We start from the raw sequence: 15197 nt of genomic DNA, 5'->3' as shown, positions 1-15197 counted from the left end.
ATGAGAGCGTGCGATGTCACGCGCATAGTGAGCGCTTCAAACACTTGGCAAGGCTCGATCCGGCTTCCTAGAGTTGGGCATGCAGGCCGTTGATGCAGCATGGGGAGTGGCTGCACGCAGGGACGCCAGAGTGGATATCTGGAGTCTGTGTATGGCCGAGTGCCCTTTTTCTTCAATGCTCAAACCGGTGTCTGAACCAGCGCTGGCGGAATGCCAGCGCCGGTTGCGACTGGCCATGTCGGCCTGGCAGGAGGGGGTGAGTCTTTCTGCCATGCTGAGCCGGCGTGAGCAGCAGGCGCTGGATGCCGCTCCGGACGGCATTTTGCTGGTGGACCGCGACGGTAACATCGTGACGGCCAATGCCGCCATGCAGGCCATTTCAGGCTATGGGCGCGGCGAGCTCGAAGGGCAGGCGCTGGACATGCTGCTGCCGCCCGAGTTTCAGGCCGGGCATGGTCATTACCTGCGCAGCTACTTTGCCCAGCCATCGCGCCGGCCCATGGGACTTGGCGGTGTGCTGTGGCTGAAGCGCAAGCAGGGCAATGCCGTGCCGGTGGACATTGCTCTTGGCTATTTTGGCGATGACGACAAAGGCCTGGCCATTGCCTTTGTGCGCGATGTGACGGAGCTGCATCAGATGCAGCAACGCCTGAAGTTCCAGGCCACCAAGGACACCTTGACGGGACTCAACAATCGCTGGCAATTCGGCCAGGAGCTGCAGGAGCAACTCAAGCTGGCGCAGGCCGACGGCGAAGCACTGGCCCTGCTGCAGCTGGATCTCGACAACTTCAAGGCCATCAATGACGGCTACGGCCATGCAGCAGGCGATCAGCTGCTGCGGGAGGTCGCCAGGCGGCTGAAGTCCCAGCTGCGCAGCGAGGGCGTGCTGGCACGCCTGGGGGGCGATGAATTCATGGTGCTGCTGGTGGGTGAGAATGCGGCTCGGGCCCGCTTCTGGAGCGAGCAGATACTGGCTGCGCTCTCCATCCCCTTCAAGCATGACGGGCTGGCGCTGGATTTTGGTGCCAGCGTGGGCATTGCCTTTTATCCCGACGATGCGCAGACCGGTGACGACCTGATGCGTTTCGCCGATATGGCAATGTACAGCGCCAAGGCCCGGGGGCGCGGCCATGCGGTATTTTTTGAGCCCGCCATGGGCAAGGAAATGGCCGAACGCGTGCAACTGGCCGAGCGCTTGCGCATGGCGCTCAGCTATGGTGGTTTGCAGCTGCATTACCAGCCCCAGGTCAAGGTCGAGAGCGCCACAGTGGTGGCTGTTGAGGCCTTGCTTCGCTGGCATGATCCCTTGCTGGGCAATGTCAGCCCGGCGCGCTTTATTCCGGTAGCCGAGGCCTCGGGCCAGATCGTGGCTCTGGGCAACTATGTCCTCGACGCAGCCTGCAAGCAGATCGCGCTGTGGCTCAGGGCTGGCACGCCGCTGCGGGTTGCGGTCAATCTTTCTGCCTATCAACTGCGGCAGGTGAATCTGGTCGAGCAGGTCAGCAGCTGTTTGCAGCGCTATCAGGTACCGCCGCAATGGCTGGAGCTGGAGGTGACCGAATCCCAGGCCATGATCAACCCTGCTCAGGGGAGCGAAGTGCTGCAGGGGCTGGCGCGGCTGGGAGTGACGATTGCACTGGATGATTTCGGCACCGGCCATTCGTCATTGGCCTATCTTCAATATCTGCCGCTGCGGCGCGTCAAGCTGGGGCGGGAGTTTCTGTTTCCCTCGCCTTGCCGGGACAGACTGATGGGCGGCATTGTGCATATGGCCCATGCGCTGGATCTGGAGGTCGTGGCCGAAGGTGTAGAAGAGCTCGATCAGCTGCAGCTGCTGCGCGACATCGGTTGCGAGTTTTTCCAGGGCTGGCTGCATTCGCGAGCCATGCCCGCCGAGCAGGTGCGGGACTGGCTGGCAGTGGCTTGACGGGATTAGCGTGGCTGCTGCTTCCAGTCAGGCTCGGGAAAATGCTCGTTGGATGCGGTGACGATCAGGTCCAGCACCGGATTGCCCTCCTTGTCGAAGCGCACTCCGGGGCCCCAGCGCGCCTGTTGGCGCTGGCCTGAGAACCAGAACAGCTTGCGTTCCCAGCTGCCGGGCTGGGGAGGCTTGCGGTTGGCCTGAATCAGGTGCTCCTGTATGCGTTGCAGGCCTGCTGTGAGACGCCACGGGGCCAGTTGCAGGAGCGCAGCTCGCAGCTCTTGCCCCCAGGCCTCTGGCGCGGGGGAGAAGCGCTGGAATGACTGACCTGCGGCAAGTCTACGCACGCGTTCATGCAGTTCGATGCCATACAGTGCGCAGGCCTCGCTGACCTTGCCTTGTGCCATCAGATTGCGTGCCTTGCGCTCCAGAGCCGAGTCCTTGGGGAGCTCTGCCGGCGACCACAGCCAGCGGGCATCGCTCCATTGATGGCGGCAGTTGTAGAGAAACTCGGACGACAGACGCAATTGCCAGTAGGGCATCTTTGACTGCATGACCGATCGAACCAGCAGGCAGGGCTGGCGCTTGCGTGTGGCGGGGCCATAGGCCGCGAGTATGGCGGTGGTGCGCGCTGCAGGTCGTCCACGATCATCGCGCGGCCAGGATTGAAGCAGGCGCATGAGGTCGACAGCGGCCACATCGGCCTTGAGCCGTTCAAGCGCCTGCTGGGCATCCGCGAGCTGGTCCAGCAGGCCGAGGTTCAGGTCCTGATCCATTGACGGGGCACGGGCTTCAGTTTCCGCGAGAGATGGAGTGCAGGCCATGGCCTGGATGGTGACCTGTTCCGGCGCTGCATCAGGCGCTATACGCCATTCATGCAGCAGATGTGCAAAGCGCCCGGGGTTGCAGCTGACCTCATGGTGTATGACTTCACCGGCCACATCGCGCAGCGTGATCCAGGCATGAAGCCGATGCTCCGCACTCAGCTGCATGGCCTCCTCATACCTGGTGGCCGAGAAAGCACCGTTGCCACCGTGGTGCACAAAGAATTCGACATCCATGGAGCCGGCTGCCGCGCTGCTGGTAATGCGTGTTCTGGCTGCGTCCTTGTGTTCGGCCTGGCAATCCGGCAGCTGTAGCCATTGCTGCGAAATCTGGGCAATCAAGTCTTGCATGAAGAAGATGGAAAAAGCGTCTGAGCTGCGTCAGTCGTCAAAAAGACCGATGTAGCTCAGTCCGTTGTAGAGCTTGTCCGGATCGGTGATCGTTTCGCAGGGGTCGGCATAGACAAACATGGCGTTGGCCGTACGAATGCCTTGGGCCTCGCAGGCCTGCACGATGAGTGCGAGCGATGTATCGGAGTCCAGGGTGCTGTGGCTCACCAAGGCAGAGACAGGGACCGGCTCGGGCAGCCAGATCACCAGCAGCAGGTCTTCGTCGAACAGAAATTTTCTGCCCAGGTCCTGGCAGAAGCCGCAGCCTGTGACATCTTCGCTGCTGCCCTCGATGTCTTCGACTTCCAGATCCCAGTAACTGTCTGCATGTTCAAAGTAGCGGGCAAATTCCGGCTCGCCCAGCGGCGTATTGCCTATCCAGAAATGCAGTGCAGAAAAAGGCGCAGGCGGCGGTGTCGGGCCCAGCTCATCGACCCAGTCGAACAGGGTGCCGGGCCTGAGGCGGTGGCGCTTTTCCAGCTCCGGAAACCCGCCGCCGGGTGTGCGATTCAGCGCTTCGTCCACCAGGGCTTTGCGAAATGCCAGCGAATAGGTCTCGCCGGATTGGTTATCAGACTTCATTGGGCGGGTCCGTAGTGCATGACCACGAGCTTGTTCAAAGGCTCCGGGTAGTCCCAGAAGGCTTCTTCCAGTTCCTGCAATTGCTCGTGTTCGGCGTCCGTCAGCAGCGCAGGCAGATCGGAGAGGTCCACATTTTCTGGCATGTCTTCAAAGCGCCTGACCACCGCAAACATGTCTTGCAGGCATTGCTGCGTGACGGGCGCGCCTATGGCCTGCAGAGCCTGCAGTGTGAGCTGATGGTTCGCCACTCCCCAGTTGCCCAGAAACTGCAGAAAGCCGCCGTTGTTGATATCGGCTTCCATGCGCCACAGAGCCACCAGCTGATGCTGGGCCGGGGATATCAGGGTGACGTCCCATTGGGCGGAGGCCAGCGCGCCCATGGCCTGGTTGTAGAGACTGTCCTGATCCAGGTCCCAGACGCTGACCATGCCTGCGGGAGCCGGCTGCCAAAGCGCCGGCCAGTTCAGACCGTGATCCTCGTCGGTCAGAACCCAGTGCAGCCTTTGATCGGGCGCGGCGCTTTCCAGGCGGATATGCCGCTTGATGGGCTCGGCCAGTTCACGTCCGTCCGCCAGTGCAAGCCAGATGGTCTGCTCGTCGATGCGAACGCCTGTGATGCGATTGCTCTGTGGGTCCATGGCTCAGCTTTGCGCGGGGGTCTGATCCATCACCGTCTCGGCGGCCTGGTGCATCTTGGCCAGCTCGCGCGCGGGAATGGGGTGCTCGCCGTTGGCCATGCGTGTCAGCAGTGAGTGCAGCATCTCGGTGGAGAGGCCGTGCAGCACCAGGCGGTAGGCTGCATACAGCGTAGACAGGGGAACCATGGGGTGTTTGTTGTTGAGCAGCACCAGATGCTCTGGCGATGCCAGGATCTTGGCGCAGTAGATGGCAACGGTTTCGTCGAGCTGCAGCGAGTTGCTGGCGCGCCAGAAGTCGTTGTCGGTCAGCAACAACTGGTAGATGGGCGTGTACAGCTCGATGGCGCTTTGCAGGTCAATGACGTTGAAGCGCCCGCGCGGCATGTCTTCGAGTCTGAGATCGGGCTCGCGGATCATGGAGAAATCGGGCTCGGCCACGGGCACCAGTTCCTGCCCGTTCTCACGCAGTGCCTTGTTCAGGCGAATCACGAAGTTGAAGAGGTTGAGGTCGTGCTTGAGAAACAGTTCGTCCTTCACATCGTCGATTTCCATGGGCATCAAGGGCGCGGTGCTGACCTTGGTCGGGGCATTGGCGGCGACGAAGGCCAGCACCTGGGAGCCCAGGTGAAAGTGGCGCATGATGAGCCAGTTGGCCTCTGGCGAGAGAAACTTCTTCATGCCGAAGGCCAGCAGGCGGTGCAGCAGCATGGAGTGCGACCAGCGCTTGGGCAGAAAGATCTTCAGCGCCTGAATGATGATCATGGACAGCCGCGCCAGCGGCCGCATGGCCGGCAGAAAGAACTGGCGCGAGCTGCTGCTGCAGTCGCGCAGCCAGGCGGCCTTGACGTCATCGGGCAGAGGTGTGCTCTGGTCGAGGTAGAGCGCCAGCCAGGGGCTGGGGTCGCGCTCGTCCCAGACATGGTCGTTGAACTCGTTCTTCATGAATCCTCCCGGTGCTTCTTGCTGTTTCTCGTTATCGCTCGGCGAGCACATGTTGGAACTGCATCAGGTACATGGCGGCCGTATTGCGCGCAGTTTGCAGTATGGCCTGCTGGGCCGTGCCTTCGCTGTCCAGCTCCAGCGCCATCTGCACGGCCAGCAGCCAGCGCTCCAGATGGTTCTCGTCGTTGGCGCCGTGGTATTCGAGAAAGCGGAAGGCATCGGGCGGCAGCGGCAGGCTCTGGCGCAGCAGGGGCAGCAGGCTGGGAACGATGCGCTGGCCCGTGCCTTCGATGATGTAGATGGCGCCCAGCAGGCCGATCGGGTTGGGCGTGGCAGCCAGGCTGTGCAGATAGGCATTGAGCGCTTCGCCGCCGGGGTTGCGGCGCAGGCGGTTGATGTCGGTCTCGGTGCCGCCGGCCTTCAGATAGTCGCTGTGCAGAATCTTGAAGTCGTTCTGCTCCTCGCCTGCATGGAGGTCGATCAGCGAGGCCAGCGTGGCGTAGTCACCGGTCAGCGAGGCCGCGCCTTCTCGCATCCACAGACTGCCTTCGCGCACCTGGGGAATCCAGTGGCTCATCCAGCGCAGATAGTCGGTAATCTGCAACTGGCGCGTGCGCATGCGCTGGAGCAGGGGCGTGCGCCAGACATTGCTGCGGTAGTCCTGCCAGATGCTGGCCAGCTCGGTCAGCAGCGGCGCCAGTTGCGATGGCGCAGCGGCCGGGTCATGGGGTGCGGCGATGGTGGATACATCGGGAAGAGCATCATCCGGCAGTGCTGTCGACTGTGCAGATTTCCGACGGAAACTGGCCTCTGGCGTTTGCTCGGTATTCGCATCCGGCTCTACTTCCCATAGCATGTAGCCTGCTGTGAAACGGCCCGACTCGGGGATGAAGCAGAGCACTGTGTCGCCGGCCTTCAGACGCTGGCCCTGTTTTTGCAGAAACTCCGACAGCATGATGAAGATGGAGGCCGCACCCGTGTTGCCGCGCCATGCCAGATTGCTCCACCAGCGCTCGCGCGGAATGCTGAGCTGGGCCTTGTCCAGCAGCTCGTCGACAACAGGGATGAAGCGCTCCGACGAGTAGTGGCAGAGAAAGTGGTCTATGCCGCGTTCGGGAACCCAGCCCTGGTGGGCAAGGGCTGCATATTCGTGAATGCAGACATCGAACAGGTGCGGCAGCAGGCGAATGTCCTGGCGCAGTGCCAGAGCGCCTGCGGCCTCGGCATCACTCCAGGCGGGGAAGTCCAGATGGCTTGTGCCACGATCGGCCGTCAGGCCCAGTTGCATGCACACGGGATAGTCGCCGGCAAAGCTGCGCTGGTGCGTCCACTTGAGCTTGAGGCGCAGTCCGTTGGCCTGGGGCAGGGCCTTGGGGCCGCCCAGCAGCACGGCGCCCGCACCGTCGGACAGCATCCAGCGCAGAAAGTGGGCGTCAAAGTCGGTGTCATAGCCCTGTGCTGCAAAGCGCGAACGCTTGAAAAGGCGCGAAGGCATTTCGCTGGCCACCGACAGGGCCAACGCATGGGCGCCGCTTTCCACGGCCATGGCAGCGGCCTGCATGGCGCCCACACTGGCGGCGCAGACCCCGTGCACGGACAGCGTTTCCATGGGCGGGGCGGCCATCTCGCCCTGAATCATGCTGGCAAAGCCGGGCATCAGCGTATCACCCCCCGAAGAGCCGCTGGACAGAAAGCCGATATCACAGAGCTTCTTGCCAGCCAGAGCCAGGGTCTCCTCGATCGCGCCGGCTGCCATGCGGGCGTTGCTGAACACCGTCTGGCCTTCGCCATTGATGGCGTAGTGGCGGGTCTGAATGCCGTTCTCGGCCAGGATGCGGCGCTTGATGCGCTCGGAGATGCGGTTCAGCGGTGCGACAAACGCATCCATGCCAGCATTGTCCACTGGGGCGCCGGGCAGAAACATGCCGGCAGATTGCAGATAGACGTTGGAATAGGAAACAGGCATAGATCCTCAACAGGTTTTTACTTCACAGCGTCGGTTGGCATCTGCGGCTTGGTTCTTGCCGCGGGCCAGACCAGACCCAATACAAACACGCGTCCCATATAGGGCAGCAGGCCACCCTCGTTCAATGAAGGTGTGACCCGTTGCCGATAAATGCGTTCGTGCAGCCCGCTCAGGTCGGACCAGTGGGCATGCGGGCATTCATGGTGCGCGGTGTGCAGGCCAATATTAAAAAGCAGGGGGTTGACCAGGCCTTCAAAGTTGCGCGCGTAGTTCAGCTCGATACCCGGAGTACTGCGTTGCGCTCTGGTCAGCGGTCGGCCATCGGCGTGGGCATGCTGCAGATAGTTGGTGGCCAGCAGCCAGTGCAGGCCGTGCAACTGGGGAACGATGATGAAGATCAACGCCTTTTGCCAGTCCAGCCAGAGAAAGAAGCTCCAGCTGCCCAGCCACAACGCGTATTGCCCCATGCAGTAGCGAAAGGCGCCAGGCCAGTGACGGCGCAGATTGTTCAGCCAGCGAAAGAACAACGGATACAGCACGAAAGCCGCCTGAACCGGGTGAAGCAGATAGCCCCACAGGTGATTGGTATCGCCACCCCATTCAGGCCGGTAGGTGCGTGCCAGATCGCGCGGTCCATGGCGAAATCGATGGTGATTGGCTACATGGGCGGGCCAGAACACAAAGGTGGGGTGACCTTGAAGCAGGGTCAGCCAGTAGTCGGTGAAGCGGTTGGTCCAGCGTCCCCACCACATGCGCACATGGGTGTGGTTGTGGTGAATCACGCCTACTCCCAATGTCAGAAACAGCTCGATGCTGTAGAGAATGAAGCTGAAGCCATGCCTCCATTGCCACCACACGAGCAGCGGCAGCAGGAGCATGTAGAAGACGGATTGCCAGTCCCGCCAGTGGCGCAGGACTGGATACCGGCGCTGGCCTGGGTGCCTGCTCATTCAGTGACTGGAGCTTTTGGGGGTGTTGTCTGCGACCCGCGTGCGCATGAGCTGGTCCATGAAGGCCAGCGCAAAGCCATAGTTGCCTGCCGGGCGCGCGTGGTGCAGATGGTGACGGCGGCTGGCGGCCAGTGGATGGGTGTCGGGGACTGAAGGGAAAAAATCGTAGTTGGAATGGCCGATCAGATTCAGGATCAGACTCAACACCGGCACGGAGGCCAGCGACCAGAAATTGAAGTCATGCACCAACATGGGCAGCAAGATGATATTGCCCAGCATCAGCGCCTCGATGGGGTGAAAGCTGTAGGTGGACCAGGGCGTGGTCACCACGGAGCGATGATGGTCGCCGTGATAGCGCACCAGGCGGCGCGTGTGCAGCAGGCGGTGGTTGATCCAGAAGTGCACATCGTTCCAGATCAGCAGCGCAAAGATCTCCACAGCGATGCGTCCGGCACTGGCGGTGGGCGAGAGCTGGGCCCAGCCCAGTTGCAGAAAGCCCCAGGGAACGATCATGCCTATGCCGAAGATCAGTATGGAATGAAAGGACTGGCGCCATTCACGCTGCAACTGGTCGGGCTTGAGCGGACGTATATCCAGCGGCCTGCCAATACCGGCACGGGCAAGAGATGCCGTCAGAGCGCCCATAAGCAGGCCGCCCAGCAGATAAATACCCCCGAAAAAAACCAGGCCCAATGCCATGACTTGCCAGGCATTGAGCTGCGTGAACCAGGTACCAGCGTCCATGAAGGCTCCAAAAGCGGTGGCGCTGCCCTAGATACAACAATGCGCCCGACGGCATAGCGTAAACCCATGCCTGTCGGGCGCATGATAAAGGACGCCGCAGTAGCTCTCGTTGATACCCGCAGTTGCTTCAGCGTGTGGGATGGAGGAAAACTGGCGCACGTCATCTGCGTGACAGCGAGCAAGCGCCGCCGCGCAGCGAGGCTGTCGTCCCCCCTCGGGGGAAGCCGCAAAGCGGCTCAGGGGGCGTGTTTACTGCGCCGTGATTCCCTGCTCGCGAATGATGGCGCCCAGCGCCTTCACATCCTGCTGGATGCGGTTGCTCAGGCCTTCGGGCGAGCTGCCCACGGCTTGCCAGCCTTGCATGGACAGCTTCTGGCGCATCTCGGGCGTACGCACGATCTCGCTGACGGCGGCCGCCAGCTTGTCCACATGGGCCTTGGGCATGGACCTGGGCGCAGCGACGGCGTTCCAGATTTCCAGATCAAAGTTGTTGACGCCGAGCTCTTTGAGGCTGGGAAGGCCGGGAGCCAGAGGGCTGCGTGCTGCAGAGGTCACGCCGATGCCGTGCAGCTTGCCGGCCTGAATCTGTGCCATGGCCAGTGCCGGAGGGAGCATGGACAGCTTCAAATCGCCGCCCTGAATGCCGTTGAACACCTGGGGATAGCCGGTATAGGGCACGTGCACGGCCTTGATGGCCGAGCGGCTCTTGAGCAGTTCCATGCCCAGATGGCCCACGGTACCGACACCGGGCGAGCCATAGCTCCATTTGTCGCCAGCCTTGGCGGCCGCTTCCATGAAGGCCTTGCCTTGTGGGGCCGACGCAGGGGCCACCAGTACCAGCGGAGCCACGCCGATCAGGCTCACGGGCTGCAGGTCTTTGATGGGGTCATAGCGCACTGCAGGGTTGAGCATCTTGGCAATGGTCATATTGCCGTTGATCATCACGCTGAAGGTGTAGCCATCTGCCTTGGCCACATACTCGCCGGCGATATTGCCGCCAGCACCCACGCGGTTTTCCACGATGATGGTCTGACCCAGCTTCTTCTCCAATGGCTCGGCCAACGCGCGGGCTGTCAGGTCGGGCGAGGAGCCTGCGGGGAAGCCCACGATCAGGTGCAGGGGCTTGTCGGGCCAGTTGTCGGCTGCCAGGACGGCCGGAGCCATTGCTGTCGCCGCCATGGCGACTCCTGCTGCAACCAGGCTGCGGCGGGACAGGTTCTTCAAGATGCGCGAAGTGCGAATAGGCATGGCAGGTCTCTTTTGAATTCTTGATAGGCGATCGGTGTGCGTGAAAGCATGCACCAATGCCGAAAAATAAAAAACCCGGAAATTATCCGGGTTTGAGGTTCAGCATTTCAGCCTTTTAAAGGCTTGAAGCGCAAGTTGGCGTTTACGCAAACTCGGCCAGCGCTTTTTTCATCTTTTTCATGGCGGCTACCTCAATTTGGCGAATGCGCTCGGCACTCACACCGTATTCGGCAGCCAGCTCATGCAGCGTCATGCCGCCAGAGCCGTCGTCATTGACCTTGAGCCAGCGCTCTTCAACGATGCGGCGGCTGCGGTCATCCAGGCCCTCCAGGGCCATGACCAGACCATCGGTTGCCAGATGATCGCGCTGGCGCGATTCAAGCATGGCTGTAGGCTCGTGACTGGCATCAGCCAGGTAGGCGATAGGGCCGAAGGCCTGTTCTCCATCATCGCTGGGAGAAGGATCCAGCAGCACATCGCCGCCGGCCAGACGGGTTTCCATCTCGATGACTTCCTCGCGCTTGACGTTGAGCTTTGCAGCAACCGCATCAATTTCGTTCGAAGTCAGGGTTTCGCGCAGGGCCAGCTCTTCGTCGGCCATGGCGGCATCGGACTTCAGGTCATGCTTCATCGAGCGCAGATTGAAGAACAGCTTGCGCTGGGCCTTGGTCGTCGCGACCTTGACCATGCGCCAGTTCTTCAGGATATATTCGTGAATTTCCGCCTTGATCCAGTGCATGGCGTAGCTGACCAGACGCACGCCCTGATCGGGATCGAAGCGTTTGACAGCCTTCATCAGGCCCACATTGCCCTCCTGAATCAGGTCGCCGTGAGGCAGGCCATAGCCCAGGTACTGGCGCGAGATGGAGACAACCAGACGCAGGTGGGACATCACCAGACGCCCGGCGGCGTCCAGATCATTGTGTTCTTTGAGCTTGCGAGCGTAGTCCTGCTCTTCCTCAAGGGTGAGCATTGGCATACGATTGACCGCCGAGATATAGGCATCCAGGTTGCCCAGCGGAGGTACCAGCGCCCAGGGGTTCGCGGGCGCCAGGGCAGTAGCAATGGAGCCGGAGGCAGTTTTCATTGCAGGTTTCCTTTCTTCCATGATCTTCATATTAGCACTCCGTTAGAGAGAGTGCTAAAGACAAAGTTCCCACAGCTTTTGTTGGTTTTTGACGGCGCAGGTTGTGACCTGCCTGTCGATTCTTCTTGAATTTGTTGTCGATTCTTCTTGAGATTTGTACTTTTCTCACTGAGTTTTGTACCGCTTTGAAGCCAAAACACTGGCATAACCAATTGATTTAATTAGTGAAATTTTGATTTTCACAAGTTGCCATCCGCTGAAATTGATTATTTTTTTAGGCAAAATTCTCAAAAAAACCGGAAATACTTAACCTGTGCCTTTGTTTTATCCGTACTCCCCTAGTTGACCTTGGTGCAGACGCGGCTGTGGCAGGCTCATGCAGGCAGGAACTGATACCCATGCAGCCTCGCACGATGCGCGCCTTATGCTGCGTATTCGAGTTCTGCAGGTTCTTTTGCCGCTAAGGGGCGTCAGGTGGTTTTTGAAGGGCTACCAAGTCGCAGACCCGGTGTTGAGCAAGTCAATTTGCCTATGCGTTCGCAACAATGCTTGTCGCGCTTACCTAGTTAGATCACAGTCACTTCGGGCTGTAGTAGCCTAAGACCAGATGTCGGCCAGGTTCCAAAGCGTATTCCGGTCGAGCTGACCGCCCGTGCGGGTTGTGGCTGACTAGGCTGCTGGTCGTGACTGACTGAGTTCGGCCAGGAGCGGACGGCCACAGTGCACCTCTGAACGACTTCTACAGGCTGATCTGAGCCATTCACGGTTCGTTGCTTGAACGGCAGCAATGGCCAACACCAGCCGTTGAAGGCTGCTTGTCCTGAACGGCCGCTTCACCCTCGGGACCGGCCGCTCGATTGCACGGTTTGCCACGCACTGGCCCGAAGGACCGCTTCAGCGTGCCCCGGCAGGCTCGTGTCGACCCGTTGCTGTCGTTCGAGCCCCGGCAGCAAATGTCTGCTGCGTAGCAATTTCTGCCAGTCACATTCAGCCTTCCGATTTGAAGTGCATTGGGGATATCACGCCGTTCCTTGACAAGTGTCGCGGTAGGCCGGGCCCAACTCAGTAGCCAACACATGAACTCATCTCACGATGCAACCGACTTCGAGCAGCAACTGGCTACTTGAAAGACGAATTAGCCTGCCTCCAAGACAACTATCCTTAGGCAAACCTCTCATCGATGTGCGCTCAACCAATAGCGTAGGCAATGCCCCGGCTTGAACAAGTACTCCAATAAATCTTTCAGATCGACGTCGACTTAAAGCGAGGCCATTTGAAAGTGGGCTATGAAATTGAAGTCGCCGCTGCCTGCAGAGCAAAGATACGACTGCGTGGGCTCAGACGGCTCTTGGGCATTTCATGGCGCCTGAGCAGCAGTCTCAGATCTATCCAATGCCTGGATCAGCTCTCGGATCCAATCCTCCGTGGCCTTCAACAGCCTCCGACAAAGCCATGTGTCGGGTAAGCTAAAACCCCGGCAGAAGCTATTTTCGATCTCAATGATGCTGCTCAGGCAGCAGCCGCAAGCTTGCTGCCGGGCCGCAAAGGGAATGTCTTGCTAAGAGTCTAAGTGATTGTGATGCTGGCTCCTGATGCCAAGGAGCAAGCAAAACATACAACTGCTTATCGACTGCGGCGGCACAACTTTCCGCCATGGGAAGGGACAAGCCAATACAGCATTGAGGACATTGCTCAATGCCGATGGCTTGCCACTTTTCCAAGTGCCGGCCCACCTGAGCCTATGCGTTCCTAGTAGCCTGACGACGCTGCTCAAACTGGGCTGCCCACTCGGCCACAGGCATAAAGCTCGGGTCTGTGCGCACGACCCGCTCGGTCTGCGCCCAAATGGCTTCATCACTCTGCTCCAGATCTAACGGGTCTCCGTGGGGCTGACTCACATACCAAGGCGTGTCCAGGTAAACCTCCACGGTGTTGTCCTCAGGGTCCATACAGTAGATCGAAAGCGCGTTGCCATGGTTGAGGCCGCGCATCTTCGTTGCCCCCAAAGCCAGTGCCCGACGCCGCGCTTCGCGCAGCTGGTCAATGGACTGAACCTTGAACGACAGTTGCATCACGGTGCTCGGCGAATCGGCACCGCGTCCTCCGGCCAACACCAATTGATGGTGTTGATCATTTCGTCCGCTCAGAAACACGATCTCGAAGCGAAAGGTCACGCCCACACCACGGTCCGTTTCTTGCATATCGAATACGCCCGTGTAGAAGGACTTCATCACTTCCAGATCGCGGCAAAAGATACCGAAGTGGGACAGGTTGGCGGTATAGGGTTGGTTCATGCTAGCGAGCTCCAGGGAATCAGGGAATGAGGACGAGCTTGCCCAGAGTGCCACCGCTATCGAGCAGCTCGTGAGCCTGTCGAGCTTGTGCCAGCTGCATACGCATGGCACGTGGTGCACGCACAGAGCCGCTCGCCATGAGCCTGATGGCTTCCTCCATCAATCCTCGGCGTTGCGTGATGTCTGCATCTACCGCATGGATAGAGAAAGTGCGAATGGCCAAGCTTCTGGCTAGCAATTTGCGCAACTCGTCGAACACATCAGCAGACGGGGGGCCTGCCAGAATGTTGTACGACACCGCCATACCTGACGGAGCCAGAGAGCGCAGACAAGCGATAAAGAGATCGGCACCCACATGGTCAAAGGCCAAATCAACGCCTCGTCCAGCAGTGAGTTCCATCACCTGCTGAGGCAGTGTCTTCACATCGCCGCTCACCAAATCTGTGACACCGTTTTCTATCGCAAATGCCTGCTTTTCAGCGGTGGAGGCTGTGCCAATGACACGTAAACCACGAGATCTGGCGACCTGTGCCAGAGCCGTCGCCACGCCACCTGCTGCGCCAGGCACCAGAATGGATTGCGCCGGCAAATTGCCATTGCTGGCCAGCAAAGCCAATGCGAGCTGGAAATTGCCAAGGCTCACTGCATCATCGAAGGCAATGGTGTCTGGAAGTACGAACGGAACCGACTCCGCAACGCAGATAGCCTGCGCATAGCAGCCTCCGCGCTGAGGCAGCTCCCGCGCACTGACCAGTACCCGATCACCGATAGCGAGGCGACTCACGCCTGGACCCACCGCATCCACAACACCTGCCAGTTCGTTGCCAGGAATGGCGGGCAATGGCGGCATCCACTTATACGTGCCATTGCGAATCAACACATCGGGGCCGCCTGCTCCGATGGCATGAGCCTTCACGCGCACCTGGCCAGCACCTGGCTGGGGCACAGGCAAGTCGACCAGCGACAACACTTCTGGGCCGCCAGTGGTTTGCAGCTGCACGGCTTTCATCGTCATAGTGCTCGCCTCCATGATCAGCGCTGCCCGTCATGCACCGAGACTTGCTCGCGGGTCAGTCCGCCCAGGCGCGAATGAATACGGCCACCGTCGGCCATCACAAGGGCAAAGAGGATTTCGTCAGGACGCGGGGCGTCCTGGATGCCGACTTCCGCGCTGTTGTAATGGCTGCGCACGTAAGCGGCATGGATGTAATGCAGAGGAACCATCAGGCGGTAGCCCGTGGCAGCCACCGCTTTTGCCGATGGAACGATGGCCTTGGGCTCGCCCAGGACATGGCGCATCGCCCAACCACCGGCCTCGTGCCAAACTGCACCGTGCTCCAGCTCTCCGTTAACGCCCACAATGGCCGCCTTGCTGTAGGCTTGGACATTTTCTTTGCCCAAAGTGTCCACCAGTTCCTCTGCGAGCAAAGTGCCCAGGCTGCGCAGCTCTGCCATGAAAGGCAACAGGTCGGGTTCGTAGCGTCCAGCATAGGGGTTGCGAACCACGGCACAGGCCGATGCTACGCGTAAGGGTTGCTCAGCCGGTGGGCCGCCTTCATGGTAAATGGTCTCGATATTGAGGCTGCGTTTGCGAATTGCTATCAAAGTCAT

General features: G+C 60.1%; 13 protein-coding genes. 1 reads left to right on the top strand and 12 read right to left on the bottom strand.

Annotated elements, in window-relative coordinates; translation table 11 throughout:
• Nucleotides 1–151: 151 nt before the first annotated feature.
• On the top strand, nucleotides 152–1927 hold the full coding sequence (locus F0P97_RS22910; RefSeq protein ID WP_182284448.1) for a putative bifunctional diguanylate cyclase/phosphodiesterase: 1776 nt from the start codon (nucleotides 152–154) through the stop codon (nucleotides 1925–1927).
• Nucleotides 1928–1932: 5 nt separating this feature from the next.
• On the opposite strand, the gene F0P97_RS22905 is transcribed toward F0P97_RS22910, so the two are convergent.
• From F0P97_RS22905 to F0P97_RS22850, 12 genes are all read right to left on the bottom strand, one after another.
• Nucleotides 1933–3096 (bottom strand): hypothetical protein, encoded by a 1164-nt coding sequence (locus F0P97_RS22905; RefSeq protein ID WP_182284447.1) that lies wholly within the window; start codon nucleotides 3094–3096, stop codon nucleotides 1933–1935.
• 30 nt (nucleotides 3097–3126) lie between these two features.
• Nucleotides 3127–3717, bottom strand: a complete 591-nt coding sequence (locus tag F0P97_RS22900; RefSeq protein ID WP_182284446.1) for an immunity 22 family protein — start codon at nucleotides 3715–3717, stop codon at nucleotides 3127–3129.
• The gene (locus tag F0P97_RS22895; protein ID WP_182284445.1) at nucleotides 3714–4355 is read right to left on the bottom strand and encodes a DMP19 family protein; all 642 of its coding nucleotides are present in this window, start codon (nucleotides 4353–4355) and stop codon (nucleotides 3714–3716) included. Before F0P97_RS22895 ends, F0P97_RS22900 begins: the two co-directional genes overlap by 4 nt.
• Nucleotides 4356–4358: 3 nt before the next feature.
• Nucleotides 4359–5297 (bottom strand): DUF6999 family protein, encoded by a 939-nt coding sequence (locus F0P97_RS22890; protein ID WP_182284444.1) that lies wholly within the window; start codon nucleotides 5295–5297, stop codon nucleotides 4359–4361.
• A gap of 31 nt (nucleotides 5298–5328) precedes the next feature.
• On the bottom strand, nucleotides 5329–7263 hold the full coding sequence (locus F0P97_RS22885) for an iron-containing redox enzyme family protein (RefSeq protein WP_182284443.1): 1935 nt from the start codon (nucleotides 7261–7263) through the stop codon (nucleotides 5329–5331).
• A 17-nt stretch (nucleotides 7264–7280) separates the two neighbouring features.
• A complete protein-coding gene (locus F0P97_RS22880; protein WP_182284442.1) occupies nucleotides 7281–8213 on the bottom strand; it encodes a fatty acid desaturase in 933 nt (310 codons plus the stop codon).
• Nucleotides 8214–8957 carry a sterol desaturase family protein gene (locus tag F0P97_RS22875; RefSeq protein ID WP_182284441.1) on the bottom strand — a complete coding sequence of 248 codons (744 nt, stop codon included), beginning with the start codon at nucleotides 8955–8957 and terminating at the stop codon, nucleotides 8214–8216.
• Nucleotides 8958–9206: 249 nt separating this feature from the next.
• A complete protein-coding gene (locus F0P97_RS22870; RefSeq protein ID WP_182284440.1) occupies nucleotides 9207–10205 on the bottom strand; it encodes a Bug family tripartite tricarboxylate transporter substrate binding protein in 999 nt (332 codons plus the stop codon).
• 142 nt (nucleotides 10206–10347) lie between these two features.
• A complete protein-coding gene (rpoH, locus tag F0P97_RS22865) occupies nucleotides 10348–11292 on the bottom strand; it encodes an RNA polymerase sigma factor RpoH (protein WP_003071304.1) in 945 nt (314 codons plus the stop codon).
• Nucleotides 11293–13031: 1739 nt separating this feature from the next.
• Nucleotides 13032–13586: a VOC family protein gene (locus tag F0P97_RS22860; RefSeq protein WP_182284439.1), complete on the bottom strand. Its 555-nt coding sequence runs from the start codon at nucleotides 13584–13586 to the stop codon at nucleotides 13032–13034.
• Nucleotides 13587–13605: 19 nt separating this feature from the next.
• On the bottom strand, nucleotides 13606–14601 hold the full coding sequence (locus F0P97_RS22855) for a zinc-dependent alcohol dehydrogenase family protein (protein WP_232538028.1): 996 nt from the start codon (nucleotides 14599–14601) through the stop codon (nucleotides 13606–13608).
• Between the two features lie 17 nt (nucleotides 14602–14618).
• The gene (locus F0P97_RS22850; RefSeq protein WP_003057011.1) at nucleotides 14619–15197 is read right to left on the bottom strand and encodes an amino acid synthesis family protein; all 579 of its coding nucleotides are present in this window, start codon (nucleotides 15195–15197) and stop codon (nucleotides 14619–14621) included.

It is taken from the genome of Comamonas testosteroni (assembly GCF_014076415.1).
GTDB classification, from domain to species: domain Bacteria; phylum Pseudomonadota; class Gammaproteobacteria; order Burkholderiales; family Burkholderiaceae_C; genus Comamonas; species Comamonas testosteroni_F.
Note: the sequence above shows the minus strand (reverse complement) of the source record. Positions and strands in the feature narration are given on the sequence as shown.